This window comes from Ruegeria sp. BI11 (assembly GCF_056538005.1).
This window is the reverse complement of the sequence record NZ_JBQFSM010000001.1, coordinates 916,862-928,622: the sequence shown is the minus strand read 5'-3', so window position 1 is coordinate 928,622 and position 11,761 is coordinate 916,862. Positions and strand designations below refer to the sequence as shown.

At 58.3% G+C, this 11,761-nt stretch carries 10 protein-coding genes; 3 read left to right on the top strand and 7 right to left on the bottom strand.

The window, feature by feature from the left end:
- The first annotated feature begins 63 nt into the window (after nt 1-63).
- Entirely contained in the window at nt 64-411 is a 348-nt protein-coding gene (locus ACR0DT_RS04595; RefSeq protein WP_480709609.1) for a hypothetical protein, read from the top strand.
- A gap of 14 nt (nt 412-425) precedes the next feature.
- Nucleotides 426-1,025 (top strand): formylglycine-generating enzyme family protein, encoded by a 600-nt coding sequence (locus ACR0DT_RS04590; protein ID WP_480709659.1) that lies wholly within the window; start codon nt 426-428, stop codon nt 1,023-1,025.
- Nucleotides 1,026-1,043: 18 nt separating this feature from the next.
- On the opposite strand, the gene ACR0DT_RS04585 is transcribed toward ACR0DT_RS04590, so the two are convergent.
- The 6 genes from ACR0DT_RS04585 to ACR0DT_RS04560 form a co-directional block, all read right to left on the bottom strand.
- Nucleotides 1,044-2,348 carry an NAD(P)/FAD-dependent oxidoreductase gene (locus ACR0DT_RS04585; protein WP_480709608.1) on the bottom strand — a complete coding sequence of 435 codons (1,305 nt, stop codon included), beginning with the start codon at nt 2,346-2,348 and terminating at the stop codon, nt 1,044-1,046.
- 8 nt (nt 2,349-2,356) lie between these two features.
- Complete coding sequence (locus ACR0DT_RS04580; protein WP_480709607.1) at nt 2,357-3,715, bottom strand: glutamine synthetase family protein; 1,359 nt, start codon at nt 3,713-3,715, stop codon at nt 2,357-2,359.
- A complete protein-coding gene (locus ACR0DT_RS04575) occupies nt 3,715-4,395 on the bottom strand; it encodes a type 1 glutamine amidotransferase (protein WP_480709606.1) in 681 nt (226 codons plus the stop codon). The genes ACR0DT_RS04580 and ACR0DT_RS04575 overlap by 1 nt, the downstream gene beginning before the upstream one ends.
- A gap of 58 nt (nt 4,396-4,453) precedes the next feature.
- Entirely contained in the window at nt 4,454-5,773 is a 1,320-nt protein-coding gene (locus tag ACR0DT_RS04570) for a glutamine synthetase family protein (protein ID WP_480709605.1), read from the bottom strand.
- Between the two features lie 136 nt (nt 5,774-5,909).
- Entirely contained in the window at nt 5,910-8,096 is a 2,187-nt protein-coding gene (locus tag ACR0DT_RS04565) for a xanthine dehydrogenase family protein molybdopterin-binding subunit (RefSeq protein ID WP_480709604.1), read from the bottom strand.
- 3 nt (nt 8,097-8,099) lie between these two features.
- A complete protein-coding gene (locus ACR0DT_RS04560) occupies nt 8,100-8,564 on the bottom strand; it encodes a (2Fe-2S)-binding protein (protein WP_480709603.1) in 465 nt (154 codons plus the stop codon).
- 139 nt (nt 8,565-8,703) lie between these two features.
- Here ACR0DT_RS04560 and ACR0DT_RS04555 point away from each other — a divergent pair, with 139 nt between their 5' ends.
- The gene (locus tag ACR0DT_RS04555; protein WP_480709602.1) at nt 8,704-9,306 is read left to right on the top strand and encodes a TetR/AcrR family transcriptional regulator; all 603 of its coding nucleotides are present in this window, start codon (nt 8,704-8,706) and stop codon (nt 9,304-9,306) included.
- Between the two features lie 371 nt (nt 9,307-9,677).
- On the opposite strand, the gene ACR0DT_RS04550 is transcribed toward ACR0DT_RS04555, so the two are convergent.
- On the bottom strand, nt 9,678-11,747 hold the full coding sequence (locus ACR0DT_RS04550) for an oxidoreductase (protein ID WP_480709601.1): 2,070 nt from the start codon (nt 11,745-11,747) through the stop codon (nt 9,678-9,680).
- Nucleotides 11,748-11,761 lie beyond the last annotated feature (14 nt).

Below are 11,761 nucleotides of genomic sequence, written 5' to 3'. Positions count from 1 at the left end.
GAAAGTAAGGTGCCAATGACCCAACTTTCACGTTGATCTAGGTTGCTAGGTGGGATCACTGTTTTGATTGTCGGACGTTTCACCGTTCTCTTGGCGCTATTAACGTACGCGCCGGTGGCAGATGCTCAGTTTGTTTTGTCAGACGGCGTGGAAGTGGCTCCGCTCGAGATATTTCAGGAATGCGATGTTTGCCCTGAAATGATTGCCTTGCCTTTGGGTGATTTTCTGATGGGTGGACCTCCAGGTGAATCGAAACTGCATTACAATTTCGATAAAGAGGGCAACTGGATACGCACAACTCCTGAATTGTCCTATAGTTCGATTCACGAAGGGCCAGTTCACAGGGTCAAGATAGACTTACCCGTGGCGATGGGCCGAAACGAAATCACCTACGATCAATGGATGGCTTGAGTGGATGATGGCGGCTGTGGCAGTATGAGCCCGAAGACTTCATTCGGCTACCCAAATCGCAGCGCGCAAAGGTCATTGGAAACCATCCCGTCATCACGGTCTCTTATCTGGATGCACTCTCCTACACGGATTGGCTGAACGGCAAGGTGGGGAAGGATGTTTATCGCTTACCGACAGAAGCTGAATGGGAATACGCCGCACGTGCCGGGACGCAGACTCCTTTTGCACAGGGCGAAGAAGTCACAACCGGTCAGGTGAACTTTCTGGGCAACGCAACAGAGATCATGCTGGGGGAAAAACGCCCAGACCTCGTTTCCCGTGGTGTACCAGTTCCAGTGGATATGCTGGACGCGGCCAATGCCTGGGGTCTGCGCCATATGTCCGGCAATGTTGCCGAAAGAACGATGTCCTGTAGGACGGATCAATATGCAGGTTGGGAGACATCCAGCCTTTATCTGGAAAAGGCACTTGAACCAAATTGCGAAAGACGTGTCACGCGGGGTGGAGCTTATTATGCCGCGATGGACAGCTCCCGTGTCGCTGGACGAGGCAGCGCTTCGGAAAGCACTCGGACCGCCGGATCAGGGTTTCGTGTCTTGAGAGAATTTAAGTAATCAGATTGGGGCCTGCGATCACAGGCCCAACCGATCCCTCAGCGCAAACCATGTCATCGCCAACACCAGCAGCGGGCTGCGCAGGGCGGGACCACCGGGGAAGGGCAGGGCTGGGACGCGGGCCATGGTATCAAAGCCTTCGGCTTGTCCTTGGACAGCCAGTGCCATCAACTGACCGGCATGGGTGGCCGTGCCAACCCCGTGGCCGGAATAACCCGACGCTGACAGGATATTCGGTGCAACCCGTGCCAGATAAGGCATGCGGCGCATGGTGATGGCCAGCGTGCCGCCCCAAGCATAGTCGATCTTAACATTCTGCAGGTGCGGGAAAATCTCTGTCATCGGTTTGCGCACTTTAGCGGCAATATCAGCGGGGAAACGGTAGCCATAGCTTTCTCCGCCGCCAAAGAGCAGGCGGCCATCCGCGCTGAGGCGGAAGTAATTCACCACGAATTTGGTGTCAGCGACGGCGACGTCTTTCGTCAGAACATGAGCGGCGTCAGCGCCCAAGGGTTCGGTCGCCGCGATGAAGTTATTGATCGGCATGACCCTTGAGGCCACCTTGCGGTTCAGGTCACCCAGATAGCCGTTGCAGGCCAGAATAACATGGTCTGCGCTGACCGTTCCGTTCGCTGTTCGAACCTTGGCGGGCTGTCCTTCGTCGATCCCGGAAACCTCGGTGCTCTCATAGATGCGCACCCCGGCTTTTGCCGCCGCCTGCGCCAGACCCAAGGCGAAATTCAGCGGGTGCAGGTGAGCGGCACCCATATCCAGAAACCCGCCTTTGTAAGAGGGCGATGGACACAGAGTGTGGCAGGCGGCCTCATCCAGCAGCTGAATCTGATCGTATCCGTAGCGGCCGGACAGATGCGCGGCATGCTCGTGCAGGTCTTTTTGTTCGCCGGCACTCAGGCCCAAAACTGCTACGCCAGGTTTCAGGTCGCAGTTGATCTGGTGCTTTGCGATCAGGGATTTGACCAGGTCTTTAGCATCCTCAGCCAGATCCCATAGCTTGGCGGCATCGTCGTCACCGACCAGCCGTTCAAGGTCTTCCTGATCCATGCGCTGTGCGCTGCCCAACTGACCGCCGTTGCGACCGGACGCGCCGAATCCAACACGGTGCGCCTCAAGCAGCACTACGCTGAGTCCGGCTTCGGCCAAATGCAGCGCGGCGGAAAGGCCGGTATAGCCTGCGCCGACGACGCAGACATCGGCTGTCTCGTTTTTGGAGAGTGCGGGAAGCCGATCCACTGGGTTGGCCGTTGCCGCATACCAGCTGGCCGGATACTCGGCCTTGCGGTCGTTGGAATAGAGCAGGTTCATCGCAGGCCTCAGACGTTCAGCAGTAGATGCTCACGCTCCCAAGGGGAGATCACCTGCAGGAATTCCTCGTACTCGGCGCGTTTTACGATGCCATAGACGCGGGCGAATTCGGGGCCCAGAACCTCATGCAAAGCAGTGGCCTCGTCAAACAGGTCCAGCGCGTTGCCCATGACCTGCGGGATATCGCCTTCGCCTTCATAGGCGTCGCCATAGAATTGGCGGCGGGGGCGTTCTTGCTGAGTAAGGCCCAGATAGCCACAGGCCAGCGACAGCGCGATGCCCAGATAAGGGTTGCAGTCCATCCCGGCGATGCGGTTCTCGACCCGGCGCGCCTCGGGCCCGGAAAGAGGCACGCGGATTCCAGTGGTGCGGTTGTCGCGCGCCCACTCCAGATTGATAGGTGCGGCGTGGTCTTTCACGTAACGACGATAGGAATTCACATAAGGCGCCATGACTGCCAGTCCGGCGGGCAGGTGGTTCTGCAGCCCGGCGATGAAATTGTAGAACGCGTCCGTCTCGCCGCCTTGCGGGCCGGAAAAGATGTTCTGGCCGGTCTCCATATCCGTGATCGAATGATGGATGTGCATGGCTGAGCCCGGCTCATCCTCGATCGGCTTGGCCATGAAGGTGGCAAAGCAATCGTGGCGTAGAGCGGCCTCGCGGATCAGGCGTTTGAAATAGAATACTTCATCGGCCAGTTTAACCGGATCGCCGTGCCGCAAGTTGATTTCCAACTGGCCTGCGCCGCCTTCCTGCGTGATGCCGTCGATCTCGAACCCCTGATGTTCGGCGAAATCGTAGATATCGTCGATCACCGGGCCGAACTCGTCTACCGCTGTCATCGAATAGGCTTGCCGGGCCGCCGCCGGACGGCCCGAACGGCCCATCATCGGCTTGATCCCCTGCGCCGGATCGACATTGCGGGCGACCAGATAGAATTCCATCTCAGGCGCGACAATCGGTTTCCAGCCCTTGTCGTGGTACATCTGCACCACGCGTTTCAGCACGTTGCGGGGGCTGAAGGGGATCGGCTCGCCCTCCCGGTCATAGGCGTCGTGGATCACCTGCAGTGTCCAGTCGCCGGTCCAGGGCGCGGCTGAGACAGTCGAGAAGTCGGGCTTGAGGATCATGTCCCGTTCGATAAACCCATCCTCGCCCGCAGCTTCGCCCCAGTCGCCGGTGATGGTCTGGTAGAAAATACTGTCGGGCAGGTGGAAATAGGCCTGTTTTGCAAATTTAGATGCTGGCACAGCTTTGCCACGGGCAATGCCTGGCAGGTCCGAGATAATGCATTCAACTTCATCCAGGCGCTGGCCTTCGATATAGGTTTGGGCTGCCTGTGGCAGTTGTTCTTTCCAGTCGGCCATCAGGCCCTCTCTTTCTTCAGAAACTCGGCCATTAGCTGTCCGATCTTCGGATTGTCGTTCCGGGCGGGCAGGCGGTTCGCAGCCGCTTCCATCAGTGCATCGGGCACAACGCCCTTGCCGCGCGTGTTCATCAGGCCCTGAATGAAGGCGTCGCCGTATTCCGGATGCGCCTGCACCGTCCAGATGTTATCGCCATAGGCCACCATCGCATTTTTGCAAAACGCGTTTGTGCCCAACACATGCGCGTCTTCGGGTAACTCAACTACCTGATCCTGATGCCAGGCGTTTAGTGAAATAGTTTGGCCGCCATAATCATAATCGGTGCGCCCGACGGCCCAACCGTCTTTGAATTTCTCGACCTTTCCGCCTAGTGCCTGCGCAATGATCTGGTGGCCGAAACAGACACCGATCAGGGGCCGACCACTTTGGCGGATGGCGCGGATCAGATCCTCAAGCGGCGGAATCCACGGGTGGTCCTCATAAGCGCCGTGGCGCGAGCCGGTGATGATCCAGCCATCGGCCTGAAGTTCATCTTTGGGGAACTGGCCGTCCACAACGGCGAAGGTTTCATAGGTAAAGCCATTACCGTCCAGAAGCGCGCGAAACATCGCGTCATATTCGTCGAACTGGTCCTGCAACACGTCAGGAGGATGGCCAGTCAGGAGGATGCCGATTTTCATAGGTCACCAAATTTGATCAAATTTATTCTAACCCACCGGGTTCACGTGAGCAAGAGGGTCATACCGCTTCCAGATAGCTTAGCCAGTGCTCTTCCGGCGGGCGGTCGGCAAAGCGGCGGATTTCTTGTCGCTTGGTCATGGCAAAAAAGCGGATCAGATCGGCGGGGAAGATGCGCGCCACGGTCGGATCGGTTTCGAACGCGGTGATGGCTGCACCCCAGTCTGCTGCCAGTTGCGGAAGCCCGTCGATCTCATAAGCATTGCCCGAGATCGGGGCGGGGGGCTCGGTCTCATCCTCGATCCCGTTCAGCGCGGCACCCAGAACGGCGGCCAGCATCAGATAGGGGTTTATGTCACCGCCCGCGACGCGATGCTCGATCCGCCGTGCGGCTGGGGCGCCGCCGGGAATGCGCAGAGCGGCGGTGCGGTTTTCGTAAGCCCAGCTGGCGCCAGTGGGGGCGTGCGCGCCGGGTATAAGGCGTGTGTACGAGTTGCCATGGGGCGCAAAGATCAGCGTGCAGCCCGGCATCGCTGCCAGACATCCGGCAACGGCCCAGCGCAGCAGATCGGTGCCTTCCGGTCCGCCATTGTCAAACATGTTCCGCCCCTGATCGTCTACGACCGAGAAATGCACATGCATCCCGTTGCCTGCGTCGTCGGCGTAAGGTTTGGACATGAAGGTGGCCGTAAACCCGTGCTTGCGGGCAAGACCACGCGTCAAGGTCTTGAAAAGCCACGTATCATCGGCGCAACGCATGGCATCTTGATGGTTCAGGTTGATCTCGAACTGGCCAATTCCGCTTTCGGATATCGCCGTCTGGGCGGGGATGCCCATTGCTGCGCACCCGTCGTACAGGTCGGTGAAAAACGCGTCGAACGCATCCATCTCAGCCATGGACAGCACCGCCTCATCCGCCAAGCGCCGATTTGTGACCGGGTTGAGTGGAGGCTGCGGCTGGGAGCCGGACGCGTCCAGCAGGGTAAACTCCAGTTCGGTCGCTGCAACGACCGACCAGCCGCGCTGGGCATAGCGTTCCAGCACCGCAGCCAGTGCGTGACGAGGATCACCTGCAAAGGGCACACCCGCGTCGTCATGCAGACACATCGGAACCAGCGCTGTATCAGCGTCTAACCAAGGCATCGGCACCGGTCCACGGTCCGTCGGCAGCAGCATTCCATCCGCATCGCCGGATTCAAAGACCAACGGGCTGCCGTCGATATCCGCGCCCCACAGGTCGACGTTCAGCGCGGAAAAGGGCATCCGGACCGCGCCCTTGGTCAGTTTGTCGGCATATGAGGGCGGCACTCGTTTGCCGCGCATCTGGCCATTAAGGTCACAGGCAGCAACGCGAAAACTGTGCAGGGCGCTCAGATCCATCGGGGTCTCCATCCTTCGAGTTACCCGAGATGTAATAGGTTAAGCGCGCGTTGTCACGAAATTTGATCAAATTATCTCTTGAGCGGTCCTCAGTAAGTTGCTCCGCGCCCGAGGGGGAAGGCGCGGAGCAGGGGCTTTAAACGAAGCTGATGCCGTTTTCAGCCATTGGCAGTTCGGCGACATGCGTGCCGGAGAGTGCGTTGATCGCATTGGCCAGTGCCGGGGCCGAAGGCGGTGTGCCCGGTTCGCCAACACCCGTAGGTGCCTCGGCAGATGGGACGATGTGCACGTCAATCGTGGCAATGTCCCCGATGCGCAGCGGCTCGTAATCAGGAAAGTTGAACTGATCCACGGTACCGTCCGTCAGCGTGATCTGGTCTCGCATGACGTGGCCGATGCCGTAACCGATTCCACCTTCCATCTGCGCACGCACTACGTCGGGGTTCACGGCAATCCCGCAGTCGATGGCACAGGTGACCTTTTCGATCTTGATGCCGTTTTCCGGATCGCCCGAAACTTCGACGACCTGAGCGGCATAGGACCCAAAAGACTTATGAACTGCGACGCCCTGCGCGCGGCCTGCGGGAACGTTACCCCAACCGGCTTTTTCTATGGCTAGCTTCAGAACGCCTGCTTTGCGTTGCTGATCCGGGTTGCTGGTATCCGCGAGGTGTGACAGGCGGAACTCCACCGGATCGCGACCTGCGGCCTCGGCAACGGCGTCCATCATCGTCTCCATGACATAGCCGGTGTGGGTGTGGCCCACGGACCGCCACCACAGAACCGTCGTTGCCTTGGGCGTGTCGGTCAGGCCAAGCGCCATGCCGGGGATCGTATAGGGACTGTCCGCGATGCCCTCGATCGAGCTGTGGTCGACTCCGTCATGCACCAGAACGGATTCGAACGGAGTGCCTTTGATGACGGATTGACCAGCCACCTGATGCTGCCAGCCGACGATATCGCCATCGGTATTCAGACCCACGCGAACCTTGTGACCGAAGGCTGGGCGGTAATAGCCGCTGCGAATGTCATCCTCGCGCGTCCAGACCAGCTTGACCGGACGCGAGCGGTCGGTGACGACAAAGGCCAGCGCGGCCTCGACCTGATAATCCGCATCCGGCGTCGCGCGACGTCCGAAGGACCCGCCAGCCAGCATCGTTTTAATGTGGATCTTTTCTGGCGGCAGTTGGAAGATCTGTTGATACGCCATATGCGGGCCGGTTGGCATCTGCGCACCGTCATGCAGAACGATATCGCCCTCGGCGGATTGTTCGATGGTGCAGTTCAGCGGCTCCATCGGTGCATGCGCCAGCAGCGGGAAATAAAAGGTCTTTTCGATGACCTTGTCCGCGCCTTCGATTGCCGCCGCAACCGCTGCAACGTCCGCTTTGTTCACATTGTATGTGGGTGCGGCGTCCAGTGCGGCCATAATCTCGGCCTTGATCTGATCGGAATGGCGGGTTTCGGCGCCCGACATATCCCAGTCTACCTCGAGCGCGTCGCGTGCCTGAATCGCGGCCCAGGTGTTTTCGGCGTAAACCGCGACCCCTGCCTGATTTGGCAATACAGCGGCAGAGATGTAGCCTTTGACCTCTTTCGACGCGCTGTCGTCAAAGCCGTTGGCGACCCCTCCGCGCGAGTCCGGGCGCTTGATCATGGCGACCATCTGGTTCGGCAGGTGAACGTCCATCGCGTACTTTGCCTGACCGTTGCCCTTGATCGCTGAATCCTTGCGGCGCACGGCTTCGTTGCCGATCAGACGGAATTCCGACGGGTCCTTCAAGCGCGGCTCAGCTGGCGCATCAAGCTGAGAGGCTGCGGCCACGAATTCAGCAATCGGGGCAGACTGATCGCCAGCTTTGACAACGCCTTCCTCGATGGTGATGCCTGCGGCTTCTACGCCCCAGCTTTGAGCGGCAGCCGCGATCAGCATCTCGCGTGCGGCGGCCCCCGCCTGACGGTATTGCAGCCATGAGTTCGCCATCGCAGTCGACCCGCCCGTGCCCTGGAAGGGGCCGAACAGTAGGTTGTTGTAGATCTGCGGGTTAGACGGCGCAAATTCGTATTCGATCTGATCCATTCGCAAGCCGATTTCCTCGGCGATCAGGGTCGGCAAACCGGTTGCGGGACCTTGGCCCTTTTCAAAATGCTTGACGATGGCGGTCACGGTGCCGTCGGCATCAATTCTGACAAAAGGGTTGAACTTTGTGGTTTCGGACGTCGCCACGGCCAACGCACCATCCGGGCGCGCACCAACCAGGAGAACTGCACCAGCAGCGGCGGCACCTTTCAGAAATCCACGGCGAGAAGTGTTGATGGTCATGGATCAGGCCTCCAGAATTTCGGACGCGCGCTGAATGCCGGCGCGGATGCGTTGATAGGTGGCGCAGCGGCAGGCGTTGCCGTACATGTAGTCGTCGATCTCTTCAGCGCTTGGCTTGGGGTTTTCGGATAGCAGGCCAACCGCGGACATCACCTGGCCCGATTGGCAATATCCGCACTGGACCACGTCCAACTCGACCCAGGCCTGCTGAACGGCGGCGCCGATCTTGTCCTCGCCAACTGCCTCGATTGTGGTGATCTCGGCATCTTCGACGTCTTCGATATATGTCTGGCACGAGCGCACGGGCTCTCCATTCAAGTGTACAGTGCACGCACCGCACGAAGCGACGCCGCAGCCGAATTTGGTTCCGGTCAGTTTCAATTCATCCCGGATTACCCACAGCAGGGGCGTGCCGGGTTCGGCGTCAACCGTGTGGGTTTCGCCGTTCAATTTCAAAGTCAGTGCCATGAGGGGACCTTCCGTGTTGGGCTGGTTACCTGAGTCGGTAAACTGGCGCGTTTACTAGTGGCACAGAAATCCACCTGTGTAAACTCTGGCGTTTACCTAGGATTTGACCGCCCCCTGTCAATAGGTCTATAGCTCTGACATGACCGAATGCAGCGCACCGAATGCGACCAAATACGCGCAGATCATCGAAGCTGCTGTGGCCGAGTTCCAGGACAAGGGCTTTGCCGCGGCCAGTATGGATCGCATCTCGGCACAGGCCGAGGTGTCTAAGCGTACGCTGTATAAGTATTTTGAAAGCAAGGAAAATCTATTTCGCTCAATTGTGATCGAACTGTCCAGCCGCTTTGCCGAAGTTGTCGAAATTCGGTATGAAAAAGGGCGTGATATTCGCGAGCAATTGACCGAGCTGGCCTGGGCCGAAGGGCGCATTCTGATGATGCCTGACGTGATGGCGATGTCCCGAATGGTGATCAGCGAAACCTTGCGCAGCCCGGGCCTTGCCGCCGAAGCGACGGGCAAGCTCGACAAAACTGCTGCCTTCATTGGCATGATGCGAGATGCGGCCGAAGACGGCCAATTGCGAATCGACGACCCTGAACAAGCCGGGCGCGAATTCATCGGCCTGATCAAGGCGCGAGCCTTCTGGCCGCTGTTGTTCACAGGGTCAGTATTGAGCGAGCCCGAAATGGCCGAAACCATCAACAACAGCGTTGAAATGATGCTCAGCCGTTATGCAGTTTAGAGGCTAAAGATCCTCACATTTTGCCAACCCGTGTTGAGGCTGGCCGCAGATTCGGCACTCTGGCATTCTATGTGACGCTCAATGCCGAAATAACGCTGAAGGGTAGGTCTGAAATTGGCCCTTGAGTCGAATGGGCGGAGAATCGTCATTCGTGGCTGTCGCAAACTGCTAACAGTTTCGAAGCTAATGCGGACATTCACACCGTAAGAAAATCTTAGAAAACAGCGAGCAATTCATCGGAAGTTAGAGAAAGCGAGCTTTTGGTCGTACCGATACGGTTGCACCTATTGAGGCGTCGAAGGTGCCAAACGGCGTTCAGATTTATAAGGCGGCAGAGTTCGGCCTTTGCCGCCTAAAACTCAGCAATGATCTCAGTCTACCGCAAGTTCTGTGATTTCACGGCGGAAGGGCAGATCGTCACCAATATCATTGCCGTCAAGTTCGCGGGCATAGCGGTGACCGGCATAGGTTGCCCAGGCGATCGGACCCGGAGCGTTGGCGTCACCAATCAGTTTGACCGATTTGATACCTGCATCCGCCCATTCGGCCTCACGTTCTTTCAGGTCATTGAATACCCCGTTGTTTTCCAGACGTGACGCAACCATCACAACGGCATCTGCCTCGATCTTCCAGTTGCGGTCGGTGTAAACGCAGTTTGAAACCACATGATCTGGGTGAATTTCAGTGACGCCTTGGTTAAGCACAATCTCGACGCCCGCGTCGACCAGTCGCGGATGGATGGCAATCTGTTCGAGTGTGTTGTTGGTCCAGTCACTGACATAGGCCGATGGCGTGATCAGCGTCACCTGTGCGCCGTTCTTGGCCAGAAGTTCGGCCAGCACTCCACCCATGTAATAGTGGTCATCGTCATACACCACCACGCGGCCTGACGGAATTGTGCCATCCATCAGATCATCAGGGGTATAGACATTGGCACCTTCGGCAATTGGCATCGGCACGACGTGCTGACGCGAGACCCCGTCGTTACGCCATGTAGAACCCGTAGCAATGCAGACGTTTTCAAAGCCGAACTCCAGAATGCTCTCGGCATCCAACTCGCTTTCACGATAGATTTCCACATTCGGACGCTGGCTGAGCTGATAGTCGCGATAATCCACGACACGGCCCCAAGCCGAAAGGCCCGGCAAAAGGCGTTCGCGGGCAACACGGCCGCCGATCATGTCACGAGCCTCTGCCACAGCTACGTCATAACCGCGACGACAAAGCGCCCAGGCAGCCTCGAGCCCGGCAGGGCCCGAGCCAACGATCAGCACGTTCGAGCTGTCGCCTTTTTCGTTCATCTTCTCGGGGTGCCAGCCTTTGCGCCATTCCTCCATGAAGGTCGGATTCTGGGTGCAACGGCTGATTGACATGGTCATATCACCAGTGATGCAGATGTTGCACCCAATGCATTCGCGGATGTCCTCGATCCGGCCTTCCTCGATCTTCTTCGGCAAGAATGGATCGGCAATCGACGGACGGGCGCAACCAATGAAGTCCAGCGTGCCTGACTTGACCATCTTGGCCATTACATCCGGTGATGTGAACCGACCAACCCCTACGATGGGCTTGTCGGTCAATTCATGAATGCCGCGCACCAGCAGTTCTTGTGCGGCCTCTTCTTTGAACCGAGAGGGGCCGGAACAATCTTCCCAAGTGCCCTGCGCCAGATCCCAGAGGTCTGGTAGGTCCTTGTTCATCTCGATGTAGTCACGCACCTCGGCGTTTGAAAAACCGAGCTCTCCAATAGTTTCGTCCAAAGACACCCGAAGCGTGATCGCCATGGTATCACCTACGGCATCACGCATATCTGCGATGACCTCTTGGCTGAACCTCGCTCGGTTCTCCAGAGAACCACCATATTCGTCGCTGCGTTGGTTGGTGGCACGGCTGAGGAAGTGCTGGAAGATGCCAAACCCATGTGCGCCGTACAGGCAGATCAGATCGAAACCAGCTTCTTTCGAGCGTTTCGCAGCGTTTACGAACCACCGACGCAAGTCCTTGATGTCCTGCTTGTCCAGAGCGCGGGCCTGCACCGGGTCGTTGGTGAATGTGCGGATTGGCAGGGCAGAGGGGGCTAGTGGAACCTCTTTGGTATACAGGTTCGGCCCGTTGATACCGGAATAGGCCAGCTGGATACCGGCCAACGCGCCATGTGTCTTCATCCGTTCAGACATCTTGCGCAGTTGCGGGATGTCCTTGTCCTCCCACAGCCGAAGTTCGATGAAGGGCGTGATCTCGGACGTGTGGTGCATCTCGCACTGTTCAGTAAAGATCACGCCCCAGCCGCCTTCGGCTTTGATCCCCCGCATCGCGGCGGCGGCGGAAGGGTCACGATATCCGCCTCCATTGCAATGGGGCACCTGATAGAACCGGTTCTTGGCGGTCAGAGGGCCGATGTTCATCGGCTCGAACAGAATGTCATAGCGGGGATCGCGCATAGCTGGCTCCTTGT